The sequence below is a fragment of the Curtobacterium sp. RM9 genome, assembly GCF_054956955.1.
Genome location: NZ_CM143271.1, coordinates 1776666 through 1800734, shown reverse-complemented (window position 1 = coordinate 1800734; position 24069 = coordinate 1776666). Strand labels below are relative to the sequence as shown.

22 protein-coding genes are annotated in these 24069 nt (G+C 71.1%); 11 read left to right on the top strand and 11 right to left on the bottom strand.

All coding sequences use genetic code 11. From position 1 onward, the window contains the following. Nucleotides 1–81: 81 nt before the first annotated feature. Nucleotides 82–2175, bottom strand: coding sequence for a transketolase (gene tkt, locus ACY3FI_RS08575; protein ID WP_462547119.1), 2094 nt, complete (start codon nt 2173–2175; stop codon nt 82–84). 469 nt (nt 2176–2644) lie between these two features. On the opposite strand from tkt, the gene ACY3FI_RS08570 reads away from it, so the two are divergent. Further along, nucleotides 2645–3577 carry a heme o synthase gene (locus tag ACY3FI_RS08570; RefSeq protein ID WP_462547118.1) on the top strand — a complete coding sequence of 311 codons (933 nt, stop codon included), beginning with the start codon at nt 2645–2647 and terminating at the stop codon, nt 3575–3577. A 330-nt stretch (nt 3578–3907) separates the two neighbouring features. On the opposite strand, the gene ACY3FI_RS08565 is transcribed toward ACY3FI_RS08570, so the two are convergent. Continuing rightward, entirely contained in the window at nt 3908–4882 is a 975-nt protein-coding gene (locus tag ACY3FI_RS08565; RefSeq protein ID WP_462547117.1) for a COX15/CtaA family protein, read from the bottom strand. A 252-nt stretch (nt 4883–5134) separates the two neighbouring features. Between ACY3FI_RS08565 and sufB the strand changes: the two genes are divergently transcribed. The 5 genes from sufB to ACY3FI_RS08540 all read left to right on the top strand — a co-directional run bounded on the left by sufB (nt 5135) and on the right by ACY3FI_RS08540 (nt 9354). Next, nucleotides 5135–6553, top strand: coding sequence for a Fe-S cluster assembly protein SufB (gene sufB / locus ACY3FI_RS08560; RefSeq protein ID WP_462547116.1), 1419 nt, complete (start codon nt 5135–5137; stop codon nt 6551–6553). Then, nucleotides 6554–7858, top strand: a complete 1305-nt coding sequence (sufD, locus tag ACY3FI_RS08555) for a Fe-S cluster assembly protein SufD (RefSeq protein ID WP_462547115.1) — start codon at nt 6554–6556, stop codon at nt 7856–7858. It begins immediately after the preceding gene. After that, nucleotides 7858–8184 carry a non-heme iron oxygenase ferredoxin subunit gene (locus tag ACY3FI_RS08550; RefSeq protein ID WP_462547114.1) on the top strand — a complete coding sequence of 109 codons (327 nt, stop codon included), beginning with the start codon at nt 7858–7860 and terminating at the stop codon, nt 8182–8184. The genes sufD and ACY3FI_RS08550 overlap by 1 nt, the downstream gene beginning before the upstream one ends. 73 nt (nt 8185–8257) lie before the next feature. After that, nucleotides 8258–9025 (top strand): Fe-S cluster assembly ATPase SufC, encoded by a 768-nt coding sequence (sufC, locus tag ACY3FI_RS08545; protein WP_462547113.1) that lies wholly within the window; start codon nt 8258–8260, stop codon nt 9023–9025. Continuing rightward, the gene (locus ACY3FI_RS08540) at nt 9025–9354 is read left to right on the top strand and encodes a metal-sulfur cluster assembly factor (RefSeq protein ID WP_022902786.1); all 330 of its coding nucleotides are present in this window, start codon (nt 9025–9027) and stop codon (nt 9352–9354) included. The genes sufC and ACY3FI_RS08540 overlap by 1 nt, the downstream gene beginning before the upstream one ends. Before the next feature lie 290 nt (nt 9355–9644). Here ACY3FI_RS08540 and ACY3FI_RS08535 read toward each other — a convergent pair whose 3' ends face one another. After that, a complete protein-coding gene (locus tag ACY3FI_RS08535; protein ID WP_462547112.1) occupies nt 9645–10244 on the bottom strand; it encodes a biotin transporter BioY in 600 nt (199 codons plus the stop codon). A 115-nt stretch (nt 10245–10359) separates the two neighbouring features. Between ACY3FI_RS08535 and ACY3FI_RS08530 the strand changes: the two genes are divergently transcribed. Then, nucleotides 10360–11958, top strand: a complete 1599-nt coding sequence (locus ACY3FI_RS08530) for an ABC-F family ATP-binding cassette domain-containing protein (protein ID WP_462547111.1) — start codon at nt 10360–10362, stop codon at nt 11956–11958. A 96-nt stretch (nt 11959–12054) separates the two neighbouring features. Here ACY3FI_RS08530 and ACY3FI_RS08525 read toward each other — a convergent pair whose 3' ends face one another. From ACY3FI_RS08525 to ACY3FI_RS08515, 3 genes are read right to left on the bottom strand one after another with little or no spacing between them, the layout of a single operon-like run. Further along, the gene (locus ACY3FI_RS08525; RefSeq protein WP_462547110.1) at nt 12055–13032 is read right to left on the bottom strand and encodes an SURF1 family cytochrome oxidase biogenesis protein; all 978 of its coding nucleotides are present in this window, start codon (nt 13030–13032) and stop codon (nt 12055–12057) included. Beyond that, complete coding sequence (locus ACY3FI_RS08520; protein ID WP_462547109.1) at nt 13029–13337, bottom strand: hypothetical protein; 309 nt, start codon at nt 13335–13337, stop codon at nt 13029–13031. Before ACY3FI_RS08520 ends, ACY3FI_RS08525 begins: the two co-directional genes overlap by 4 nt. Continuing rightward, entirely contained in the window at nt 13337–13837 is a 501-nt protein-coding gene (locus tag ACY3FI_RS08515) for a DUF3099 domain-containing protein (protein ID WP_462547108.1), read from the bottom strand. The genes ACY3FI_RS08520 and ACY3FI_RS08515 overlap by 1 nt, the downstream gene beginning before the upstream one ends. A gap of 165 nt (nt 13838–14002) precedes the next feature. On the opposite strand from ACY3FI_RS08515, the gene fabG reads away from it, so the two are divergent. Next, a complete protein-coding gene (fabG, locus tag ACY3FI_RS08510) occupies nt 14003–14716 on the top strand; it encodes a 3-oxoacyl-ACP reductase FabG (protein WP_462547107.1) in 714 nt (237 codons plus the stop codon). A 20-nt stretch (nt 14717–14736) separates the two neighbouring features. On the opposite strand, the gene serB is transcribed toward fabG, so the two are convergent. Together serB and ACY3FI_RS08500 are read right to left on the bottom strand one after the other, a co-directional pair. Beyond that, the gene (gene serB / locus ACY3FI_RS08505) at nt 14737–15375 is read right to left on the bottom strand and encodes a phosphoserine phosphatase SerB (protein WP_462547106.1); all 639 of its coding nucleotides are present in this window, start codon (nt 15373–15375) and stop codon (nt 14737–14739) included. Nucleotides 15376–15464: 89 nt separating this feature from the next. Next, nucleotides 15465–16706, bottom strand: a complete 1242-nt coding sequence (locus ACY3FI_RS08500) for a glucose-1-phosphate adenylyltransferase (protein ID WP_462547105.1) — start codon at nt 16704–16706, stop codon at nt 15465–15467. Between the two features lie 47 nt (nt 16707–16753). Between ACY3FI_RS08500 and glgA the strand changes: the two genes are divergently transcribed. The 3 genes from glgA to ACY3FI_RS08485 all read left to right on the top strand — a co-directional run bounded on the left by glgA (nt 16754) and on the right by ACY3FI_RS08485 (nt 19128). Further along, a complete protein-coding gene (glgA, locus tag ACY3FI_RS08495; RefSeq protein WP_462547104.1) occupies nt 16754–17953 on the top strand; it encodes a glycogen synthase in 1200 nt (399 codons plus the stop codon). A 9-nt stretch (nt 17954–17962) separates the two neighbouring features. Beyond that, on the top strand, nt 17963–18745 hold the full coding sequence (locus tag ACY3FI_RS08490; protein ID WP_462547103.1) for an ABC transporter ATP-binding protein: 783 nt from the start codon (nt 17963–17965) through the stop codon (nt 18743–18745). 134 nt (nt 18746–18879) lie between these two features. Then, nucleotides 18880–19128, top strand: a complete 249-nt coding sequence (locus ACY3FI_RS08485) for a type B 50S ribosomal protein L31 (RefSeq protein WP_022905175.1) — start codon at nt 18880–18882, stop codon at nt 19126–19128. Nucleotides 19129–19502: 374 nt separating this feature from the next. Here ACY3FI_RS08485 and ACY3FI_RS08480 read toward each other — a convergent pair whose 3' ends face one another. The 3 genes from ACY3FI_RS08480 to ACY3FI_RS08470 are packed head-to-tail and all read right to left on the bottom strand — an operon-like array spanning nt 19503 to nt 24069. Next, entirely contained in the window at nt 19503–20318 is an 816-nt protein-coding gene (locus ACY3FI_RS08480; RefSeq protein ID WP_462547102.1) for an HAD family hydrolase, read from the bottom strand. Further along, nucleotides 20315–22891 (bottom strand): phosphoribosyltransferase domain-containing protein, encoded by a 2577-nt coding sequence (locus ACY3FI_RS08475; RefSeq protein WP_462547101.1) that lies wholly within the window; start codon nt 22889–22891, stop codon nt 20315–20317. The genes ACY3FI_RS08480 and ACY3FI_RS08475 overlap by 4 nt, the downstream gene beginning before the upstream one ends. Continuing rightward, complete coding sequence (locus ACY3FI_RS08470) at nt 22888–24069, bottom strand: HpcH/HpaI aldolase/citrate lyase family protein (RefSeq protein WP_462547100.1); 1182 nt, start codon at nt 24067–24069, stop codon at nt 22888–22890. Before ACY3FI_RS08470 ends, ACY3FI_RS08475 begins: the two co-directional genes overlap by 4 nt.

The following is a 24069-nucleotide window of genomic DNA, read 5'->3' as shown; positions in this document are numbered from 1 at the left end:
GCCGGGAGGCGCGGGGCCGAGAGGCACCGCGCCTCCCGGCAGCGGGGCCGGGTCCGGCGTACCGGACCCGGCCCCGATGGGTCAGGAAGCTGCGATCGATTCCTTGGCAGCGGCCACGACGTGCTCCGTCGTGAAGCCGAACTCCTTGAACAGCGTCTGGTAGTCGGCCGAGGCACCGAAGTGCTCGATCGAGACGCTGCGGCCCTTGTCGCCGACGATGTCGCGCCAGCTCATGGCGATGCCGGCCTCGACCGAGACGCGCGCGGTGACGGCCTTCGGCAGGACCTGCTCGCGGTAGGACTCGGACTGCTCGAAGAACCACTCGAGCGACGGCGCGCTCACGACGCGGGCGTTGATGCCCTCGCCCTTGAGCTGCTCGCGGGCGTCCACCGCGATCTGGACCTCGGAACCGGTCGCGACGAGGATGACGTCCGGGGTGCCGTTCGGCGCCTCGGCCAGCACGTACGCGCCCTTGGCGACGTTCTTCGCGGAAGCGAAGGTGTCACCGGAGGCGTCGCCCTCGCCACGCTCGAACACTGGCAGGTTCTGACGGCTCAGCGCGATGCCGGCCGGGCGGTCCTTGTGCTTGAGCATCTCGAGCCAGGCGTAGGAGACCTCGTTGGCGTCGGCCGGACGGACGACGTCGAGACCCGGGATCGCACGGAGCGCGGTGACCTGCTCGATCGGCTGGTGCGTCGGGCCGTCCTCGCCGAGGGCGATGGAGTCGTGGGTCCAGACGTAGATCGCCGGCGCCTTCATGAGCGCGGCGAGACGGACCGCCGGACGCATGTAGTCGCTGAAGATGAGGAACGTGCCACCGAAGGGGCGGGTGTTCCCGTGCAGGACGATGCCGTTGAGGATCGAACCCATCGCGTGCTCGCGGATGCCGAAGTGCAGCACGCGGCCGTACGGGTCGGTGCTCCAGGTCTTCGTCGAGGCCTCGGCCGGACCGAAGGACTTCGCGCCCTCGATCGTGGTGAGGTTCGACTCGGCGAGGTCCGCCGAACCGCCCCAGAACTCGGGCATGAGCGGCGCGATGGCGTTGATGACCTTGCCGGAGGCGGCGCGGGTCGAGACGTCCTTGTCGGTCGGGAAGACCGGCAGCGCCTCCTCGAGGCCCTCGGGGAGCTCGCCGGCGTTGATGCGGTCGAGCATCGCCTTCTTCTCCGGGTTGGCCGCGGCCCACGCGTCGAAGGTCTTCTGCCACTCGGCGTGCTGCTCCTGGCCCTTGGCGACCGCGCCGCGGGTGTACTCGAGCACCTCGGGGTCGACCTCGAAGGTCTTCTCCGGGTCGAAGCCGAGGACCTCCTTGAGGCCCTTCAGCTCGTCGGCGCCGAGCGCCGAGCCGTGGATCTTGCCGGAGTTCTGCTTGGTCGGAGACGGCCAGCCGATGATCGTCTTGAGGACGATGAGCGACGGCTTGGACGACTCGGCCTTGGCGGCCTCGACCGCGCGGTGCAGCTCCTCGACGTCCTCGGAGTACTCGCCGGTCTTCTTCCAGTCGACGTGCTGGACGTGCCAGCCGAGCGCCTCGTAGCGCGCGGCGACGTCCTCGGAGAACGCGATGTCGGTGTCGTCCTCGATCGAGATCTGGTTCGAGTCGTAGAAGACGACCAGGCGACCGAGCTGCTGGCGGCCGGCGAGGCTGGCGGCCTCGTTCGTGACGCCCTCCTGCATGTCGCCGTCACCGGCGATCACGTAGGTGAAGTGGTCGAACGGCGACTCGCCGTCGGCGGTCTCCGGGTCGAACAGGCCGCGCTCGAAGCGCTGCGCGTAGCCGAAGCCGACCGCCGAGGCGAGGCCCTGGCCGAGCGGGCCGGTGGTGATCTCGACACCGTCGGTGTGGCCGTACTCCGGGTGACCCGGGGTCTTCGAGCCCCACTTGCGGAGGTGCTGCAGGTCGTCGATCTCGAGGCCGTAGCCGTGCAGGTAGAACTGCACGTACTGCAGGATCGAGGCGTGACCCGCGGAGAGGATGAAGCGGTCGCGGCCGATCCAGGTGGAGTCGCTGGGGTCGCGACGCATCACCTTCTGGAAGAGCAGGTGGGCGACCGGCGCGAGGCTCATCGCGGTGCCGGGGTGACCGTTGCCGGCGGCCTCGACCGAGTCGGCGGCGAGTACGCGGGCCGTGTCGACGGCCTTCCTGTCGATGGCGTCCCAGGTGAATTCAGCCACTTGGATGTTGACCCTTCTTGATGCGACATGTGCGAGGGCTCGTGCCATCGCACGGACATGATCGCCGTCCCGGGACCGTTCGTCGTGTCGCCGACATGCGGCGGCCGACCGGCTCGTTGGCGGCCGACGTCATCGGGGCACGCACTGCGGGAGGGCATGTCCAGCATAGTGACCGAGCACTCAGAAGGGGTCCAGGTGACGACGGTTGTGCACGAGCGATGCTCGGGCGACTGCTGTGGAGGGCGACCGGCCGGGCGTGTCGACTTGTCGCGGGGCTCCCGCACGGACGGCGGGACGCGACGAGTTCGGTCCGGATGGCGGGCGGGGCATCGTCGCGGCGCCGTGATGGCCTAAACTGTCGAGGACCCGTGTGCATTCCGGGTCGACGCACGCCCCGACGACGACGGAGCCGTCCACCGAGTGTGCGAGCTGACGCGAACAGACTGAGGTTCCCTTGCCGACTGCCACCGTGACCAGGCCCGACACCGATCGACCCCGATCGCCACTGTCCCGCAAGGTCCGTGCGTACGTCTCGCTGACGAAGCCGCGCGTGATGGAGCTCCTGCTCGTCACCACCGCGCCGACGATGTTCCTCGCGGAGCGCGGGGTGCCGGACCTCTGGCTCGTCTTCTGGACGATGCTCGGTGGCGCGATGTCCGCGGGCTCCGCGTCGGCGTTCAACTGCTACATCGACCGCGACATCGACCGGCTCATGAAGCGGACCAGCACACGCCCGCTCGTGACCGGTGAGCTGTCCGACCGCGAGGCCCTGGTCTTCTCGTGGGTCCTCGCCGTCCTGTCCACGGCGGTCCTCGGCTTCCTCGTGAACTGGCTCGCCGCCGCACTGAGCGTCGTCGCGATCCTCATCTACGTGTGCGTCTACACGCTGTGGCTCAAGCGCCGCACGCCGCAGAACATCGTGTGGGGCGGCAGCGCGGGCTGCATGCCGGTGCTGATCGGCTGGGCGGGCGTCACCGGCTCGCTGACCTGGGCGCCGGTCATCCTCTTCATGGTCATCTTCCTCTGGACGCCACCGCACTACTGGCCGCTGTCGATGAAGTACCGCGACGACTACGACGCCGCCGACGTCCCGATGCTCGCGGTCGTCCGCGGTCGGACCGTCGTCGGGCTGCAGGTCGTCCTCTACGCCTGGGCCACGCTGGTCTGCTCGTTGCTGCTCATCCCGGTGGCGCACATGGGGCCGCTCTACACGGTGGTGGCCCTCGCCGGCGGCATCTGGTTCGTGGTCGAGTCCCACCGGCTGTACTCGCGGGCCATCCAGCACGTCGAGCACGTCCAGCCCATGCGCGTCTTCCACAGCTCGATCACGTACCTGACGCTGCTGTTCATCGCCGTGGGGATCGACCCGCTGCTCCCGCAGGTCTTCACCTTCTCGTCGTAGCCGCACGACGGACAGGCCGCCGGTCCGCCGACGGCCTTCGTCGTTGCAGGGCGACCGTCCACCGGTCTGGAGGCGCGGTGCCGGCCCGCCCCGCGCCTCCAGTCCGGCGGTCGGTCACCGCGACCGCGGGACGGTTGCGTCTGCGCCGTCCGGCGGCGCGATGCTCGCGTGTGCATCGACCGACGGCGCACCGGTCGATCGACGCGCACATCGTCGAACGATGCGCACGCACCGGATGTGTGCGCAACGAGCGACACCCCACGCGTCGATCGACGCGTGGGGTGTTGATGCGGACGGGGCGACCCGAGCGGGGCCCGTCAGCTGGGGACGTCAGGCGCGCAGGGCCTCGCGCGGAGCCGTGCGGCCGGCGCTCCCGCGGGTCGAGAGCACGACGACCGTCACCGCGCCGACCAGCAGGCCGGCCAGGACCATGTGCGTGCCGACGAGTCCGACCGGCAGGCCCGTGCGCGCCTGGGTCAGGCCGACGGCGATCTGCACGAACTCGACCACGAGGAGCAGCAGCGCCCACCGGCTCGACGAGCGCAGGCGCACTGCCCCGACGACGAGCACCAGGGTGAGGGCGAAGAGGACGTACGCGGGCACGGCGTGCAGGTGCTCCATGACCGCCGGGTCGAAGCCGGTGCGGTGCAGTCGGCCGCCGTCCACGGCCTCGTCGGCGCCGGCGTGCGGGCCGCTGCCGGTGGTGAGGATGCCGACGAGCACGGTCACGACGACCGCGGCGACGGTGCCGCGCACGACGCCGGTGTACCAGCGGGGGACGAGCCTGTCCGCCGTGCGCGGACCGTTCATGGCTCGGTACACGAGGGTCGCGGTGACCGCGGTCAGCGCGGCGGAGACCACGAAGTGCAGACCGACGACGAACGGGTTGAGGTTCGTCACGACGCTCATGCCCCCGATGACCGCCTGCACCGGGATCGCCGCGCCCTGCGCGAAGGCCAGCCAGAACAGCTCCGGGCGGGTGCGGCGCAGGCGCACGACCGCGAGGAAGGTGGCGATCGCGACGACGACGAGCACGAACGTGAGCAGCCGGTTCCCGAACTCGATGACGCCGTGGACGCCCATCTCGGGCGTCGAGACGAGGGAGTCGGCCGTGCACTTCGGCCACGTCGGGCAGCCCAGCCCGGACGCCGTGAGCCGGACGAGGCCGCCCGTGCCGATGAGCACGACCTCGACCACGAAGGACGCCCAGGCGAGCACCACGACGCGCTGGTCGACGACGCGGGGGAGGGACCACCACCGCGTGGTCCGGACGTCCTGGTCGACGGGGGATCCGACGCGAGTCACGAGGGTGGTGCCTTCCTGTTGTTCCGTGCGGTGAACCTGTAGGATTCGAGGGTTCAGCAGCAGTCAAGTCTAGGCAGGCGCCGGCTCCGAATGGGCCGAGATCGCCGATCACGTCGGCGACTGCGTGGAACCATCGACGTTGCGAGGCAGCAACGCCGCCGAACCCCCTGTCGGGGGTCTGCGGTGGAATGGCGTCCGGACGCCACGGGTTGCACCCGGAGACGCTGCCGCGAAGAAGGAAACGAGGAGACCATGTCCGACGTGCTCATCGACCGTCCCGAGCTCGAAGGGCTCGGCCAATACGAGTTCGGCTGGTCCGACTCGGACTCCGCCGGCGCCTCGGCTCGTCGTGGCATCTCGGAAGAGGTCGTCACCGACATCTCGAACCTCAAGAACGAGCCCGAGTGGATGCTCAAGAACCGCCTCAAGGGCCTGCAGCTCTTCGGACGCAAGCCGATGCCGACGTGGGGCGCCGACCTCACCGGGATCGACTTCGACAACATCAAGTACTTCGTCCGCTCCACCGAGAAGCAGGCGCAGTCGTGGGAGGACCTCCCCGAGGACATCCGCGCGACCTACGAGAAGCTCGGCATCCCCGAGGCGGAGCGCCAGCGCCTCGTCGCCGGCGTCGCGGCGCAGTACGAGTCCGAGGTCGTCTACCACCAGATCCGCGAGGACCTGGAGCAGCAGGGCGTCATCTTCATGGACACCGACACGGCGCTCCGTGAGCACCCCGAGATCTTCGAGGAGTACTTCGGCACCGTGATCCCGGCCGGCGACAACAAGTTCGCCGCGCTGAACACGGCCGTGTGGTCCGGCGGCTCGTTCGTCTACGTGCCGAAGGGCGTCCACGTCGAGATCCCCCTGCAGGCCTACTTCCGGATCAACACCGAGAACATGGGCCAGTTCGAGCGGACGCTGATCATCGCGGACGAGGACTCCTACGTCCACTACATCGAGGGCTGCACGGCGCCGATCTACAAGTCGGACTCGCTGCACTCCGCGGTCGTCGAGATCATCGTGAAGAAGAACGCCCGCGTGCGCTACACGACGATCCAGAACTGGTCGAACAACGTCTACAACCTCGTCACCAAGCGTGCCATCGCGCACGAGGGGGCGACGATGGAGTGGATCGACGGCAACATCGGGTCGAAGGTCACGATGAAGTACCCGTCGATCTACCTCGCCGGTGAGCACGCCAAGGGCGAGACCCTGTCGGTGGCGTTCGCCGGCCCGGGCCAGCACCAGGACGCGGGCGCGAAGATGATCCACATGGCGCCGTACACGACGTCGTCGATCGTCTCGAAGTCGATCGCCCGTGGCGGCGGCCGCGCCGGCTACCGCGGCGAGGTCCGCGTCGACCCGAACGCCCACCACGCCGCGAACACCGTCCGCTGTGACGCGCTGCTCGTGGACACCGTGAGCCGCAGCGACACCTACCCGGCGATCGACATCCGGGTGGACGACGTGCAGCTCGGTCACGAGGCCACGGTCTCCCGCGTCAGCGAGGAGCAGCTGTTCTACCTGATGTCCCGCGGCATGCCCGAGGACGAGGCGATGGCCATGATCGTCCGCGGCTTCATCGAGCCGATCGCCCGCGAGCTCCCGATGGAGTACGCGCTCGAACTCAACAAGCTCATCGAGATGAGCATGGAAGGATCCGTCGGCTAGATGTCGAACACCAGCACCAACCCGACACAGACCGACCCGGCGCCGCACATCGACCAGCCGGTCGAGCCGTCCGCCGCCGCCCAGCAGGGGACCGAGCAGCACGGTGCCCGTGCACACTCCGACGGCGGATGGGACGCGCGCGACACGTCCGTGCCCGTGCAGACCCGTTCCGAACGGTTCCGCTCCGGTGACGTCGACGCGTTCCCGTCGGTCACCGGCCGCGAGGTGAACTGGAAGTTCGCCCCCCTCGCCAAGCTCCGGCCGCTGCTCGACGGTGGGCTCGACGGGTCGCCGTACCCGTTCCTCGCCCGACAGACCGAGGGTGCCGACGTCGAGTGGGGCCGCAGCGACGACCCGCGCGTCGGCTCCGCCGGTCTGCCCGAGGACCGCGCGTCGGCGGCGGCGTGGACCGCCCGTGACGCCGTGCTCGCCGTGACGGTCAAGGCGACCGAGTCGTTCGAGTCGATCAGCATCACCCGCTCGGACTTCGGCACGCAGGCCCGCGCAGCGCACACGGTCATCACCGCCGAGCAGCACGCGCAGGGCATCGTCGTGCTCGACAACCGCGGCTCGGCGCTGCTCAGCGAGAACGTCGAGATCGTCGTCCGTGACGGCGCTCGTCTGACGGTCGTCAGCCTGCAGGACTGGGACGACGACGCGGTGCACGTGTCGACGCAGTTCGCCGAGGTCGGCCGCGACGCCTTCCTCAAGCACGTCGTGGTGTCGCTCGGCGGCGACGTCGTGCGCGTCAACCCCTCGACGCACCTCGGTGCCCAGGGCGCCGACACCGAGATGTACGGCGTGTACTTCGCCGACGCCGGGCAGTACATCGAGCAGCAGGTGTACGTGAACCACGACGCCCCGAACACCCGTGGCCGCGTCAACTACAAGGGCGCGCTGCAGGGCGAGGGCGCGCACACGGTCTGGATCGGCGACGTGCTCATCGGGCGCGACGGCGACGGCACCGACTCGTACGAGCAGAACCGCAACCTCGTGCTGACCGACGGCACCCGTGCGGACAGCATCCCGAACCTCGAGATCGAGACGGGCAACATCGAGGGCGCCGGCCACGCGAGCGCGACCGGTCGCTTCGACGACGAGCAGCTGTTCTACCTGCAGGCCCGCGGCATCCCCGAGGAAGAGGCGCGACGGCTCGTCGTGCTCGGCTTCCTCGTCGAGGTCATCCAGAAGATCGGCGCGCCCGAGCTCGAGGAGCGGCTCATCGCGGCGGTCGAGCAGGAACTCGCCGAGGGTCGCACCGTGATCACCGCAGCGGACCCCGAGGTCGAGCAGGCGGACGCCTGATGGCCGAGAAGGTCTGCGCCGAGTCGGACATCGCGGTCGACAGCCCGATGCGCGTGGTCGTCGACGGCACCGCCGTGGCGATCGTGAAGGACTCCGCCGGCGTCGTACACGCCATCGGTGACACCTGCACGCACGGGGACATCTCCCTGGCCGAGGGGTTCGTCGAAGGCGACACGTTGGAGTGCTGGGCCCACGGGTCACGCTTCTCGTTGGCGACCGGCAAGCCGCAGAACTTCCCGGCCTACGAGCCGGTCCCGGTCTTCCGGGTCGAGGTCCGCGAGGGCGACGTCTACGTCGACGTGCACGATCCCGTCGCGGTCGACTGACCTCCGTCGCACGCCTCTCACACACTTCCCGCGCGGCTGACGCCGCACACCAGCTGCAACCGAAGGAACGTACATGTCCACTCTCGAAATCCGTGACCTGCAGGTCTCGATCGACACCGACCAGGGCACGAAGGAGATCCTGAAGGGCGTCGACCTCACCATCAACGAGGGCGAGATCCACGCGATCATGGGGCCGAACGGCTCCGGCAAGTCGACCCTCGCCTACACGATCGCCGGCCACCCGCGGTACAACGTCACCGGCGGCTCGATCACCCTCGACGGCGAGGACGTCCTCGCGATGAGCGTCGACGAGCGCGCTCGTGCCGGCATGTTCCTCGCGATGCAGTACCCGGTCGAGATCCCGGGCGTCACGGTGTCGAACTTCCTCCGCACTGCGAAGACCGCGATCGACGGCGAGGCCCCGGCCCTGCGCGGCTGGGTCAAGGACCTCCGCCAGTCGATGGCCGACCTCAAGATGGACTCGTCGTTCGCCGAGCGCAACGTCAACGAGGGCTTCTCCGGCGGCGAGAAGAAGCGCCACGAGATCATGCAGCTCGAGCTCCTCAAGCCGAAGTTCGCCGTCCTCGACGAGACCGACTCCGGCCTCGACGTCGACGCGCTGAAGATCGTGTCCGAGGGCGTGAACCGCGCGAAGGGCGCCACCGGCCTCGGCGTGCTGCTCATCACGCACTACACGCGCATCCTCCGCTACATCAAGCCGGACTTCGTGCACGTGTTCGTCGCGGGCAAGGTCGCGGAGCAGGGCGGCCCGGAGCTCGCCGAGCGCCTCGAGAACGAGGGCTACGACCGCTACGTGCAGGCAGCGGCGGCGGGCAACTGATGATCACCGCACTCTCCCCGGAGAAGTTCGACGAGGTCGTCGAGGGCCTCAAGGAGGTCCAGGACCCGGAACTCGGCGTCAACATCGTCGACCTCGGGCTCATCTACGACCTCGCGATGGACGACGAGGCCAACGCCCTCGTGATCAGCATGACGCTGACGAGCGCGGGCTGCCCGCTGACGGACGTCATCGAGGGCGACACCGCGAACGCGCTCGACGGCATCGTCGACGCGTTCCGCATCAACTGGGTCTGGATGCCGCCGTGGGGTCCGGAGCGGATCACCGACGACGGGCGCGAGATGATGCGCGCGCTCGGGTTCTCGATCTAGACGCAACCAGAGAACTGACGGGAGGCGCGGTGCCAGCTGGCACCGCGCCTCCCGTCCGTCGTCGGTGCGGGTGCGCGACGCCCCGCCGAGCGGGCGATGTACGTCACGCTCGCGGGACACACGCGGCGCATTCTGTCCGCTCGACGGAACACCCGCGGCGTGTCCTGCCCGCTCGACGGAACGCCCGCGGCGTGTCCTGCCCGCTCGCCGCGCCGCGCCGCTCGCCGCGCCGCCCCGCAACGACGAAGGGCCCCGCACCGGACGGTGCGGGGCCCTTCGTGTCGAGCGTGTCAGCGGCGGCCGACGAGCTTCCAGGCCAGGGGCAGGACGCCCGCGGCGATGAGGGCCTTGGCGACCCCACCGATGACGAACGGGTACAGGCCGGCGGCGAGCACCGACTGCAGGTCGTTCGGCGCGCCGAGCTGGCCGAGCACGACGGCGAGCCAGGGCAGGCCCGTGACGAACGGGATGGCGCTGGCGAGCAGCATCGCGACCGTCGCACGGCCGACGCCGCGGTCCCAGTTCCGGCGCGCGAGCCAGCCGACCAGGCCGGCGGCCGGGACGAAGCCGACGACGTAGCCGAAGCTCGGGGTCGCCAGGGCCTGCAGGCCGCCCTGCATGTCGGCGAAGAAGGGGGCGCCGGCGAGGCCCGCGACCGCGTACACCAGCAACGAGAGCATGCCGCGGCGGGCGCCGAGCGTGGCGCCGACGAGTACGACCGCCAGGGTCTGCCCCGTGATCGGCACCGGCCACATCGGCACCTCGAGCTGGGCGAGGGCGGCGGTGAACAGCGCGCCGCCGGCCACCAGAACGGCGTCGGTGGACAGGCCGGAGGTGCGCAGCCGGTCGGCGAGGACTGCGCGGGGAGCGAACCCGGTGGCGTTCGTCATGGATTCTCCTAGAATGGACTGCTGGTCCCGTTCGGGACCATCGGTCCCGTCAGCGTAGCGGTGCACCTCCCGCACACGTCGTTGTGCACATCACCAACTGATTGGACGTCCTCTAGTGCTTGCCGTGCACGACCTCGAGATCCGCGTAGGCGCTCGCCTCCTCATGGAGAACGTCTCCTTCCGTGTGGAGAAGGGCGACAAGATCGGCCTCGTCGGGCGCAACGGCGCCGGCAAGACCACGATGACGAAGGCCCTGGCGGGGGAGACGCAGCCGACCGACGGCAAGATCGAGCGGTCCGGCGAGATCGGCTACCTGCCGCAGGACCCGCGCTCGGGCAATCCGGAGGACACCGCCCGCAAGCGCATCCTCGACGCCCGCGGCCTCGGCGAGCTCGTCGAGGGCATCCGGCAGGCCACGCTCGACATGGCGAGCGAGGACGCGTCGGTCGCCGAGAAGGCGATGCGCCGCTACAGCCGCCTCGACGACCAGTTCAACGCCCTGGGCGGCTACGCGGCCGAGGCCGAGGCTGCGTCGATCGCGTCGAACCTCAAGCTGCCGGACCGCATCCTCGACCAGCAGCTCAAGACGCTCTCCGGTGGTCAGCGTCGTCGCATCGAGCTGGCACGCATCCTGTTCTCGGACGCCGAGACGATGATCCTCGACGAGCCGACCAACCACCTCGACGCCGACTCGATCATCTGGCTGCGCGAGCACCTCAAGACCTACCCTGGCGGCGTCATCGTGATCTCCCACGACGTCGAGCTCGTGGACGAGGTCGTCAACCGGGTGTTCTACCTCGACGCGAACCGCCAGACGATCGACGTCTACAACATGGGGTGGCGGCTCTACCAGCGGCAGCGTGCTGCCGACGAGGAGCGCCGCCGCAAGGAGCGCGCGAACGCCGAGAAGAAGGCCGCGACCCTCAAGGACCAGGCCGCCCGCTTCGGCGCCAAGGCCACGAAGGCCGCCGCTGCCCACCAGATGGTCGCGCGTGCCGAGAAGCTCCTCGCCGGACTCGAGGACGAGCGCGCCGTGGACCGCGTCGCGAAGCTGCGCTTCCCGACGCCGGTCGCCTGTGGTCGCACGCCGCTCATGGCCGAGGGTCTGTCGAAGTCGTACGGGTCGCTGGAGATCTTCGCCGGACTCGACCTGGCGATCGACCGCGGCTCGCGCGTCGTCATCCTCGGCTTCAACGGCGCCGGCAAGACCACGCTCCTGCGGATCCTCGCGGGCGCCGACCAGCCGGACACCGGCGAGATCCTGCCGGGCCACGGTCTGCGGATCGGCTACTACGCGCAGGAGCACGAGAACATCGACGTGAACCGCTCGGTGATCGAGAACATGGTGTCCGCGTCGCCGAACCTCACCGAGACCGAGGCCCGCCGTGTCCTCGGGTCGTTCCTCTTCACGGGTGACGACGGCTACAAGAAGGCCGGCGTGCTCTCCGGTGGCGAGAAGACCCGGCTCTCGCTGGCGATGATCGTCGTCTCGGGTGCGAACGTCCTCCTCCTCGACGAGCCGACGAACAACCTCGACCCGGCGTCGCGTGAGGAGATCCTCGGCGCCCTGGCCGGCTACGAAGGTGCGGTCGTCCTGGTGTCGCACGACGCCGGCGCGGTCGAGGCGCTCAACCCGGAGCGCGTCCTGCTGCTGCCGGACGGTACCGAGGACCACTGGAACAAGGACTACGCCGAGCTCATCGAGCTGGCGTAGCGCGCCTCGTCGAACTGGCGTGACGCGCGCTCATCGAGCTGGCGTGGCGCGTGCTCGTCGAGCTGGCGTGGCGCGTGCTCGTCAGGCGCGCGCCGCTCAGCGGGTCAGCAGCTCGTCCTCGACCTCGGCGTCGGACTTCGGCTTGGCGTCCTTGCGGCGCTGCCGCTCGAGGGCGCGCTCGCGCTCGTCAGGATCGTCCTGGTTGAGGTTCCGGTACTCCTGCACCATCACGTAGGCCAGGAACCCGAAGCCGCCCGCGGCGAAGAGGAACCACTGGATGAAGTAGCTGAGGTGCAGGCCGGTGTCCGCCGTCGGCCGGTCCCAGCCGAGCGGCCTCGCCTCGGTGGGCGCGGGGGACTCGGCGGCGAGCTGACCGTACGCACCCGTCCAGATGGGGGCGTCGACCTTCGCGGCGACGTCGGCGAGTGTGACCGACTGCACCTGGTCGGTGTGCGCCGGGTCGGTGCGGCCCGGGATCCGCGGCTCGCTCTGCTGCAGCCGAGCGGTCACCGTGACCTGACCGGACGGGGGTGCGGGGACGTGGTCGGGGGCGTCCTGGGCGTTGCCGGTCGGCACCCAGCCGCGGTCGACGACGAACGCGCGGCCGTCCGCGGTGACGAGGGGCGTGAGGACCTCGAAGCCCGGCTGGCCGTTGTGCACGCGGTTGCGCACGAGGAGCTGGTCGGCGACGTCGTACCGGCCGGTGACGCTGACCCGGAGCCACTCCTGCGAGTCGTCCCAGCTCGACGCCGTCGGCAGGGCCTCGGTCACCGGGACCGGCGTGTGGTCGTAGTTCTGCGCGACCTGTTCGTTCTGGCGGACGGCCTCGTTCCGGCGGTCCCACTGCCACATGCCGAACAGCGCGCAGACGATCGCGAACGCGACCGCGATGGCGAAGTACCCGAGCCACCGTCGGCTGCGCACGAAGCGCCACCCGACGAAGGGCTCGTCGGGTTCGCGGTCGACCCGGTCCGGCTCGTCGCGCGGAGCAGGGGTCGACCCGCCCCGAGCCGAGGCGCGCGCGACCTTCTGCGCGTGCCGACGGCCGTACCGGGAAGCGGGGTCGAAGCTCACCGGCGCTCCCCGGCAGCACGCACACCGACGTCGTTCTTCGGGGCGTCGGCCGGGTCGCGCAGGTCGTCGAGGCGGTCGACGTCCTCGTGCATGCCCGTGACCCGCACGGGGAACGAGCGGGAGCGCAGGTAGTCGGCGAGGAAGTCACGGTGCTCTTCGCACGCCGCCCAGATCTTCACGCGGTCGATCGCGTGGATGCGCGGGTTGCGCCAGTTCACCCGCCACTCGGCGGTCGACGAGCAGCCCGCGCGGGAGCACACCGGCGTCGAGCCGGGTTCGGTGAAGAGGTCGAACGTCGCACCCATCAGCGGCGGCCGCCGTTCCGGCCCGGCCAGACACGGGACCGATCGCCGTTGCGTTGCCACTCTTCCTGCGCGTGCTGGGCAGCCTCGCGCAGACGCTCTTGCTCGTCGCGGTACGCCTGCGCCCGAGCGTCCTCCTGCTGCTCACGGAGGCGGGGGTCGACGGCGTCGTAGAGCTCGATCGCTCCCGCGGGCCGGACGACCTCGTTCTCGGTGCGGCTGCCGGCGTTCGCGACGATGACCGCGACCCAGGGGATCACGGCGGCGAGGACGATCGGGATGACCGCGAGCCAGGAGTGCCAGATCGTGTAGACGAGCACGGCCCCCACGAAGCAGACGACACGGACGACCATCTGCCACACGTACTTCGAGAGGCGCTGGGCGCGTTCCTGCTCGGGGGAGTCCGGCAGGGCAGTGATGCTCTGCGACCCGGTCGAGCGGCGCGATGATGCTCGGAACGGGGTGGTTCGGGTCGATGACGATCGGCCGCTGGTGGTCTTCATCCGGCTTCTTTCCTCTTCGCAGGCTCCAGCCTAAGCCCGGCCACCGACAGACGCCGCACAGTGCGGGGGACGGATCGTCGGTGTCGCCCTCCGGTACGCTCGTCCGGGCGTGTCCGGCCCTCCCTGGGCGACGCCGACCACCGTCCCCACCGAAACGGAGCGACCATGAGCACCCCCCGTACCGTCCTGATCACCGGCGGCAACCGCGGCATCGGCCACGCCCTCGCGGTGCGGTTCGTCGCCGCCGGACACCGGGTCGCCGTCACCTCGCGGAGCGGCCAGGGCGGGCCCGAGGGCGCGCTCACTGTCGCAGCGGACATCACCGACTCCGCCTCGGTCGATGCCGCGTTCTCGCAGGTCGAGGCCGAGCTCGGCCCGGTCGAGGTGCTCGTCGCGAACGCCGGCATCACGAACGACCAGCTCTTGCTCCGCATGTCGGAGGAGGACTTCACGAGCGTCGTCGACACCAACCTCACCGGCACCTTCCGCGCCGTGAAGCGTGCGACGAAGGGCATGATGAAGGCGAAGTTCGGCCGCATCGTGCTCATGTCGAGCGTGGTCGGCGCCTACGGCCAGGTCGGCCAGGTGAACTACGCGTCGTCGAAGGCGGCCCTCGTCGGCATGGCGCGCTCGATCACCCGCGAGCTCGGTTCCCGCGGCATCACGGCGAACGTCGTGGCGCCGGGGTTCATCCAGACGGACATGACGGCCGCGCTCCCCGAGGAACTGCAGGCCGAGTTCAAGAAGCAGATCCCGGCAGGCCGGTACGGCACCGTGGACGACGTGGCCGACGCGACGCTCTTCCTCGCGAGCGACGGCGCCGGGTACGTCTCCGGAGCGGTCATCCCGGTCGACGGCGGCCTCGGGATGGGCCACTAGCCGAGACGGGCCGTCCGCGCTCAGCCGCGCAGGCCGAGCGCGGCGAGCACCGGCGACAGGTCGCGGTCGACGACCGCGACGTCTGCCTGCTCGCGGACCCGCGGCTTCGCGTCGAACGCCACGCTCAGCGCCGCGACGCGCATCATCTCGAGGTCGTTGGCGCCGTCGCCGACCGCCACGGTGTGCGCAGCGTCCACGCCGTCCGCGGCGGCCCACTCCCGGAGCGCGGCCGCCTTCGCGTGCGCGTCGACGACGTCGCCGAGCACCCGCCCGGTGAGGGCGCCGTCGACGACCTCGAGCCGGTTGGCCCGGCAGTGGTCCAGCCCGAGTCGCCGGGCGAACGGGTCGAGCACCTCGTGGAACCCGCCGGAAACCACGCCGACGGTGCCGCCGGCGGCGTGCACGCCGCGGACGAGCTCATCGGCGCCCCGGGTCACACGGACCGCCTCCTGTGCACGACGGAACACGTCGGTCTGGAGGCCCGCAAGGGTCCCGACACGCTCCCGGAGGCTCTCCGCGAAGTCGATCTCACCGCGCATGGCGCGCTCCGTGATCGCCTCGACGCGTGGCCGGGTCCCGGCGCTGTCGGCCAGCAGTTCGATGACCTCGTCCTCGAGGAGGGTGGAATCGGCATCGAGGACGACGAGGAAGCGCGGCACGCACCAACGGTACCGACTGACGGAGGCGCGGCCGACGTGTGTGACGTCAGCCGCGCCTCCAGACCGGTACGCGGTCCGCGCCTCCGCGACTAGGCGTCGACGCGGACGCCCTTGCCGACGACGGTGATGCCGGACTCGGTGACCGTGAAGCCGCGGGCCTCGTCGGCCTCGCGGTCGACACCCACCTGCGCGCCGGGCGCGATGACGACGTCCTTGTCGAGGATCGCGCGGTTCACGATCGAGCCGGCGCCGATCGAGGCGCGTTCGAACACGATCGAGTCGAGCACCTTCGCGCCCGAGTCGATGGCGCACCAGGGGCCGATCATGCTGCGCTCGACCTGGGCGCCGGACACCAGGCAGCCGAGGGACACGAGCGAGTCGACCGTCGACCCGGTGTTGCCGTTGGCGTCGCGGACGAACTTCGCCGGGGGCAGGTTCGTCTGCTGGTTGAAGATCGGCCAGTCCTGGTTGTACAGGTTGAAGACCGGCACCGGGGCGATGAGGTCCATGTGGGCGTCGTAGAACGAGTCGATCGTCCCCACGTCGCGCCAGTAGTACCGGTCGCGCTCGTTCGACCCGGGCACGTCGTTGCGCTTGAGGTCGTACACGCCGGCGTCGCCGCGCGCGACGAAGTCCGGCACGATGTCGCCGCCCATGTCGTGGTTCGACCCCTCGACCTGGCCGTCGCGGAGCACCGCGTCGACGAGGGCGTCGGCGTCGAAGACGTAGTTGCCCATCGAGGCGAGGATCTCGCCGGGGGAGTCCGCGAGGCCGACGGCGTCCTTCGGCTTCTCGAGGAACGCGTCGATCTTCGTCGGGTCGTCGGCGTCGACCTGGATCACACCGAACTGGTCGGCGAGACCGATGGGCTGGCGGATCGCTGCGACCGTGGCACTCCGGCCCGAAGCGATGTGCGCCTCCACCATCTGGTGGAAGTCCATCCGGTAGACGTGGTCCGCGCCGACCACGACGACGATGTCGGGCCGCTCGTCACGCAGCAGGTTGAGCGACTGCAGGATGGCGTCCGCCGAACCCGCGAACCAGCGCTTGCCGAGTCGCTGCTGCGCCGGCACCGACGCGACGTACGACCCGAGCAGGCCCTCCATGCGCCAGGTCTCCGCGACGTGGCGGTCGAGGCTGTGCGACTTGTACTGCGTCAGGACGACGATCTTCTGCAGACCGGAGTTGACGAGGTTCGAGAGCGCGAAGTCGATGAGCCGGAAGTTCCCGCCGAACGGGACGGCGGGTTTCGCACGGTCGGCCGTGAGCGGCATGAGCCGTTTTCCCTCGCCACCCGCGAGGACGATGCCGAAGACCTTCTTTGGTGCCATGTCGCTCACAGTATGCGGTGGAAGTGGGAACCGGTTACGTTGAACCCGTGCGAGTCGATCTACTGACCAGGGAGTATCCGCCGGAGGTCTACGGCGGAGCGGGTGTCCACGTGGCCGAGCTCACGGCTGCGCTGCGGTCGGGGACGGACACGGACGTGCGGGTGCGGGCCTTCGGTGGCTTCCGCGACGAAGAGGGCGTGTGGGCGTACCGCACCCCGGACGGGCTCGAGAACGCGAACGGCGCGCTGCAGGCGCTCGGTACCGACGTCGCCATCGCGGCCGACGTCGCGGGCGCCGACCTGGTGCACTCGCACACCTGGTACGCCAACGCGGCGGGTCGCATCGCTCAGCTCACGCACGGCGTCCCCCACGTCGTCACGGCCCACAGCCTCGAGCCGCTCCGCCCCTGGAAGGCCGAGCAGCTCGGCGGGGGCTACCGGCTGTCGAGCTGGATGGAGCGCGAGGCGTTCGAGTCGGCTGACGGCGTGATCGCGGTGTCGAAGGCGATGCGGGCGGACATCCTCCGGTCGTACCCGTCGATCGACCCGGCGAAGGTGCACGTCGTCTACAACGGCATCGACATCGACGAGTGGCAGCCGATGGTCGACGAGGACGCCGTGCGCGGCCTCGGGATCGACCCGTCCAAGCGCAGCGTCGTGTTCGTCGGCCGGATCACGCGGCAGAAGGGCCTGCCCTACCTGCTGCGCGCGGTGGCCTCCCTGCCGTCGGACGTGCAGATCGTGCTGTGCGCGGGAGCCCCCGACACCCCCGAGATCATGGCCGAGGTCACCGACCTCGTCTCGACGCTGCGCGAACAGCGCGAGGGTGTCGTCTGGATCGACCGGATGCTCTCGCACCGGGAGATCGTCAACGTGCTGTCCTCCGGCACCGTGTTCGTCTGCCCCTCGGTCTACGAACCGCTCGGCATCGTGAACCTCGAGGCGATGGCGTGCGGGATCCCCGTCGTCGGCACGGGCACCGGGGGCATCCCCGAGGTCGTCGCCGACGGCCTCACCGGCCGCATCGTCCCCATCGACCAGGCCCAGGACGGCACGGGCACGCCGACCGACCCGGACCGCTTCGTCGCCGACCTCGCCCGGACCCTCGACGAGGTGCTCGCGGACGAGGGCCTCGCGAAGCTCATGGGCCGAGCCGGACGCCTGCGCGTCGAGTCCGAGTTCACCTGGGACGCGATCGCGACGCGCACGCGGCAGGTCTACGACGAGGTGCTCGGCCGGAACCTCTAGGCTGGTCGCATGCCCTCGGTCGTGCGCTTGTCAGACGTCTCCGTGGTCCGCAACGGGGCCACCATCCTCGACGGGATCTCGTGGGAGGTGCAGGACGACGAACGCTGGGTCGTGCTCGGTGCGAACGGCGCCGGCAAGACCACGCTGCTGCAGGTCGCGGGCGCCCAGACGTTCCCGACCTCGGGTGACGTCGAGGTGCTCGGCACCGAGCTCGGCGGGGCCGACCTGTTCGAGCTGCGTCCGCGCATCGGGTTCGCGTCGACCGCCCTCGCACGCCGCATCCCGGTGACCGAGAAGGTCGTCGACGTGGTGCTCACCGCCGCGTACTCGGTCACCGGTCGCTGGAACGAGGAGTACGAGGAGCTCGACGTCCGGCGCGCCCAGCGCGTGCTCGACGAGTGGGGCCTCGGGGACTTCACGGAGCGGACCTTCGGCGAGCTCAGCGACGGCGAGCAGAAGCGCGTGCAGATCGCCCGGGCGGTGATGACCGACCCCGAGATCCTGTTCCTCGACGAGCCGGCCGCGTCGCTCGACCTGGGCGCGCGCGAGAGCCTCGTCCGCACCCTCGGCGGCTACGCCCAGAGCGGGGACTCGCCCGCGATCGTCATCGTCACGCACCACGTCGAGGAGATCCCGGCCGGGTTCACCCACGCGCTGGTCCTCTCCGGCGGGCACGTGCAGGCGGCCGGGCCCATCGACGAGGTGCTCACCGCGACGACGCTCAGCGAGGCGTTCGGCGTCGAGCTCACGGTCACGAAGGACGCCGGGCGCTGGACCGCTCGCGCCGCCTGACCCGCCGTGTGGCGCGGCTCCTGTTCCGGCCGGTCTTCTGGTAACGTAGACGGCTGGCGCACGCCGCAGACTTCCCGTGCAGCGCTCACTCGAGTCCCTGCGCACTCCGACCCATCTGCAACCGAGGAATCTCCATGAAGACCGACACCCACCCCGAGTACAACGCCATCGTCTTCCGCGACCTGGCCTCCGGTGAGACGTTCCTGACGCGTTCGACCGCGACCAGCGACAAGACCATCGAGCTCGACGGTGCGACCTACCCGGTCATCGACGTCGAGATCTCGTCCGCGTCGCACCCGTTCTACACGGGCAAGCAGCGCATCCTCGACTCGGCCGGTCGCGTCGAGAAGTTCAACCAGCGCTTCAAGGGCTTCAGCAAGTAAGTCCGCGTTCGCGCTCGGACGGGCGGTCCTCCTTCGGGAGGGCCGCCCGTTCTGCGTTGCTGGGTGCGGGCGGTGGCGGCCGGGGCGGGCGCGGCGACGCCGGGGCGGGGCGACGTCGGGCGGGGCGGGGCGCCCGGTGGGAACGGGCGTACCTGGCGGGAACGGGCGGAGCGGGCGGGAACTTCCGACCAGGTACGCCCGGAACCACCTACCCTCGCGGGCGCTCTGGGAAGGAACGGGCGGGAGGCGCGTGGCGGGCGGGCGCGGCGCCTCCCGTCCGCGCGTCACGGGCGGGAGGCGCGGGGCGGGGCGGGGCGGCACCGTTCCTCCCGACGGACGCAGTGCCCCGCGACGCGGCGCAGCCCCCGCCCGCCTCAGGCGCGCTCGACCGCGACCGCAGCGGCAGCCAGGCGGACGAGCTCCTCGCCTGCCAGGACCCCCGATGCACGGGTCACGGAGCAGTGCGGCGCGGTCCAGCCCGCCGCGTGCAGCTCCCCGTGCGCAGGACGGAGCGCCACGTCCGCCCACGCGAGCATGTCCCGGTCGAGCAGCGAGTCGCCAGCCGCCACCGAGGTGGTCGCGCCGACGCGCGCGGCGACCTCGGCGAGTGCACGCTCCTTCCGGATCGCCTGCGGCACGGCGTACAGCTTGCGGCCCTGGAGCGAGACGACCCAGCCGAGTTCCTCGAGGGCGTCGGTGAGCGCGTACAGCGCACCGTCGGGCAGCGCCGCGCGGTCGACGACGGCGTAGACGAACAGCTCCTCGGCGCGGTGGTTCCGGAGCAGGGCGTCCTCCGGGAGCATCGCGAGGAAGCGTGCCTCGGCTTCGGGCAGCGGGGACGAGCTGGCGGCGATGTCCGCGCTGAGGGTCGCGGTCCACTCGGCGTCCGGCGCGCCGTCGCGGAGGATGACGGCGCCGTTCGTCGTGACCGCCCACCCCTCGGTGGGGAGCGGCAGCCGGATCCGGCGGAACTGCGCCACGGTGCGGGTGGTCACGGGGACCACGGTGGCGGCGCGGGCGAGGTCGGCGAGTGCCTCCTCGGAGGCCCGGGTCATGAAGGAGAGCGGGGCGCCCTGGTACACCTCGGTGACGACGAGCGGCGGGGCTTCGGCGTCGGGGCCGTCGAGCAGCAGCGCGGCGGCGGAGTACACGAGCGTGCGGTCGAGGTCGAACCCGACGACGGCGGTCACGGTGCGGCCGTCTCGGCCGGCGCGGCGCCAGCGGTGGCGGCCTCCGTCACCCGGCTGCCCAGCGGGTGGATGAGTCCGACGCAGCTGTACGCGAGGTCGGGTCGGGTCACCACCGGGACGCCCCGCTCGCGGGCCAGCGCGACGACGTGCGCGACGTCGACGTCCGACGGGTCCCGGACGAGCACCTGCCACGGCACCCGTCGGAGCAGCACGCGGGTGGTCTCGCCGACGCCGGGCTTGACCAGGTGCAGGTCGTCGATGCCGTACTCGGTGCCGATCGCCTCGACGGTCCGCATTCCCCGCCAGTCGACCGCACGGTCCTCGGCCGTCGACACGGTGAGCGCCGCGGACACGCGCGGGAGCGCATCGTCGAAGCGGTCCTCGATCGCGGCCACGAAGGCGCGGGAGTGGTCGCGCGCCCCGAGCTGCCGGTACTGCTTCGCTCCGTGCAGGGTGCCGAGCGGCGTGACGGCCCGGTTGAAGACGGTGCGGGAGACGAGCCCGGAAACGGTGGAGTTGAGGCAGGCCGACGGCACGAGGTAGTCGTCGCGCGTCCCGTGCAGCGGCGTGCACCCGGCGGGGTCGGCGAGGACGGCGAGGTCGTCCTTGAACCGGACGCCGTCCGTCTCGGCGAAGCGTTCGAGGGCGGCGGTGAGTTCGCGGGTGATCGCTCCCTTGCCGGTCCAACCGTCGACGAACACGACGTCGTCGGGGTCGTGGTGCGCGGCGAGCCAGCGGAGAGCGGTCTCGTCGATGCCGACCCCGCGGACGATGCTCGCGGTCAGGTGGGGCAGGAGGACGCCGTGTCGTCGCTGGGCCCATCGGCGCATCAGGATGCCGATCGGCGTCCCGGCGCGTGCCAGCGACACGAGGACCGGGCGCCGACGGTCGCGGAGCACGAGCTCGGTGACGACGCCGACGGCCTCGGCCATGCGGCCCGCGGAACGGTGCAGCGCGTCCTCGTACAGCCGCTCGTAGGCCTCGGACGGCACGTACTCGACGGGCAGTGACTCGGCGTAGTTCGCCCCCTCGAGCTGGATGGCTCGCTCACGGTCGGCGGTGTCGGCCTCGAGCGCGACGTCCGCGAGGTCCTGCAACAGCCACGTGACGTCGTCGGGCTCGTATGACCCGAACGACGGTCCGGTCAGCGGGCGCGGGCCGCCGGCTCCGTCGGCAGCGGCGACGGCGAGTGGCGCCTCGACGAGGAGCACGCGCGACGTGACCGAGGCGAGCGCCGCGAGCAGTCCGTCGTCGTCGTCGAGGAGCGCTCGCTCCGTGCCCGGCTCCGGCAGCACGACGATCGCGTCGAACCCGCGCACGTTGTAGGCGAACCGTTCGCCCGGCCCGTCGACGGTCCGCTCCCGAGACCGGAACCGCACGCCCGACCGCACCGGCCACGCCGGGTCGTCCAGCACCGCGATCGGCGACCGCGTCGTGGTCGAGAACGTCGCGTCGACGCCGGTCCGCCGCAGCGCGTCGGCCGTCGCGAGCGGCGTGTGCATGTGCTCCTCGGCGCCGAGCACGAGGACCCGCCCCGGCTCCTCGCCCAGTGCGACGCGGAGGTCGGCCGCGAGCCCCTCGACGTCGGTCCGCGGCTGCCGGACCCGTCGTGCGGAGACGCCGAAGCGGTCCACGGCGGTCGCTGCGGACGGCACGGCGGTCACCGGGTCCGGCCTGGAGGCACTGGGCGCCGCCGCCCCGTCGGTCACCGCCGCCGCGTGGTCGACGACGACCTCCGCGGCGGCCGCCGCGAGTCCGGCGGGCAGGGCGACCGCGCCCCGCCCGAGCGCGACGACGGTCACCGGGACGCCGAGTTCCGCCGCGAGGTCGTCGGTCGCGGCGACGTCAGCGGGCGTGCGGAGGTCGACGAGGGCGGCGACGACCCACCGCCGCTGGGGAACGAGGGCGTGCAGCTCGCGGATGGTGGCGCGCGCCGTCGCCCCGGTGCTCAGCTCGTCGTCGACGAGGACGACCGTGCCGGCGTCCGGCAGCCAGTCGTCGTCGACGGGGAGCAGGCGGTGCGCGGTCGCGTGCGAGTGCGCCTCGTCGAACCCTGCTGCGGCGGTCGCGCCGACGGGGTCGTGCCGCGTGGAGTGGAGGTACCGGGAGCCGAGCACCTCGGCCACCATCGCGCCGAGGGCCGTGGCGGTCTCGGCGAAGCCCAGGACGAGCACGTCCGGCTCGTCGGGACGGTGGACGGCGAGGTCGGTGCGGAGCGTGGTCGCGGTGCGGTGCACGGTGTCCTGGGCGGCAGCGGCGACGTCGGCCGTCGTCCGCGCCAGCCCGGCCGTCCGGAGGACGTCGACGAAGCGGGCCACGGTTGCGGCGTCGAGCCGGCGCCCGCCGTCGAGGGCGTCGGCCACCCGTGCACCGAGGGCCTCGCCAGCGGCGAGGGCCACCGCGGGGACGGTCGGCACGTGCTTCGCGAGCACGGTGGAGACCAGCAGGTGCGCGCGCTTCGGGTTGCGACGCAGCGCGACGTGGACGAGATCGGCGAGCGGGACGAGCGGTGCGTCGACCGGGGGAGCATCCGTGAGGACGACCCCGAGGTCGGCGGGCGTGGGGACGGTCACGGGATGCTCCGTTCGAGCAGGTCGACGAAGGTCACGTCGGGGGCGGCCACGCCGAAGGCCCGGGCGCGGAGGTGCGTCCGTACGGCCCACTGGTGGTGGGGCTTCATCTCGTTCATCTTGTTGCCGTACCGGGAGGCGGCCGCTCCGCCGGTCGTGTTCGCGAGGACGTCCGAGGCGTCCGAGAACTCCTCGTCGCTCACCACCGACATCGCGTGCACCAGCGGGACGTGCCGCGGGTGGATCACGGTCTTGCCGGTGAGCCCGTTGGCGCGGTCGAGGGTCACCTCGCGCAGGAGACCGTCGAAGCCCTTGAGCAGGAGCTCCCGGCGGAGCGCGAGGTCGCCAGCCTGCTCGAAGGGCGTCGAGCGGAGCTGTGTGCGGAACACACGGTCGGAGTCGGGGTAGTGCTCCCAGACCGGGCCGGCCACCACGAACCCGTCCCGCGCCCGGCCGAGGACGTTCACGACGTCACCGATCACCGAGGCCAGCATCTGGACGTCGTACACCGTCAGGTGTGACGGGCGGCGGAGCCCGTAGACGCTGGAGAGGTCGGTCGCACCGATCCGGACGGCGAGCACGTCCTGGCGCCGGTCGACGAGGAGGTCGCGGATCGCGGTGAGCGCCTCGGTCCGGGTCTCGCGGTGGATGATCGACGGCGACTCGAGGATCGGCATCACGGTGAGGCGGCGGTCGTCCTCGCGGTCGGCGTTGAGCGCGTCGAGGACGTCGAACCACCGTGCGCCAGCTCCGTCCTCGGCCTCGAACTTCGGCAGCACGATGCCGCTCAGCGCATCGAGGGCGACGTCGCCGAGTCGGTCTGCGAACCGGGTGAGGTGCTCCGCGCTGCGGACGCGGACGAAGAGCTGCGGCAGGTCGGTGCTGTCCTCGCCGCGGGCGAGCTCCCGCAGGGCTGCGTCGACGTTGTCCTCGGCGCGGGGGAGGTCACCGTCCGCGACCGAGTCCTCGAAGCAGAGCACGATGGACGCGGCGCCGAGGGCGCGCTGCCGTCGGACGTCGCGCACGAGGTCGGGTCGGATGCCCGGTGTGTACAGCGTCGCGCCGAGGGCCATCGCGCGCAGCTCGGGCGGGCTCGTCCGGGTGACGTCCTCGGGCGGCTGGCGGAAGAACGCCGCATGCCCCTCGGGGTCGCTCCGTTCGAGTTCGGCGAAGTGGCGCAC

Excerpts from the sequence above, each read along its gene's own strand:
- ACY3FI_RS08550 (WP_462547114.1), top strand. The coding sequence starts at position 7,858 with ATGGCCGAGAAGGTCTGCGCCGAGTCGGACATCGCGGTCGACAGCCCG.
- sufD (WP_462547115.1), top strand. The coding sequence starts at position 6,554 with ATGTCGAACACCAGCACCAACCCGACACAGACCGACCCGGCGCCGCAC.
- fabG (WP_462547107.1), top strand. The coding sequence starts at position 14,003 with ATGAGCACCCCCCGTACCGTCCTGATCACCGGCGGCAACCGCGGCATC.
- ACY3FI_RS08520 (WP_462547109.1), bottom strand. The coding sequence starts at position 13,337 with ATGGGTGCGACGTTCGACCTCTTCACCGAACCCGGCTCGACGCCGGTG.
- sufC (WP_462547113.1), top strand. The coding sequence starts at position 8,258 with ATGTCCACTCTCGAAATCCGTGACCTGCAGGTCTCGATCGACACCGAC.
- ACY3FI_RS08485 (WP_022905175.1), top strand. The coding sequence starts at position 18,880 with ATGAAGACCGACACCCACCCCGAGTACAACGCCATCGTCTTCCGCGAC.
- ACY3FI_RS08515 (WP_462547108.1), bottom strand. The coding sequence starts at position 13,837 with ATGAAGACCACCAGCGGCCGATCGTCATCGACCCGAACCACCCCGTTC.
- ACY3FI_RS08535 (WP_462547112.1), bottom strand. The coding sequence starts at position 10,244 with ATGACGAACGCCACCGGGTTCGCTCCCCGCGCAGTCCTCGCCGACCGG.
- ACY3FI_RS08540 (WP_022902786.1), top strand. The coding sequence starts at position 9,025 with ATGATCACCGCACTCTCCCCGGAGAAGTTCGACGAGGTCGTCGAGGGC.
- ACY3FI_RS08490 (WP_462547103.1), top strand. The coding sequence starts at position 17,963 with ATGCCCTCGGTCGTGCGCTTGTCAGACGTCTCCGTGGTCCGCAACGGG.
- ACY3FI_RS08500 (WP_462547105.1), bottom strand. The coding sequence starts at position 16,706 with ATGGCACCAAAGAAGGTCTTCGGCATCGTCCTCGCGGGTGGCGAGGGA.
- sufB (WP_462547116.1), top strand. The coding sequence starts at position 5,135 with ATGTCCGACGTGCTCATCGACCGTCCCGAGCTCGAAGGGCTCGGCCAA.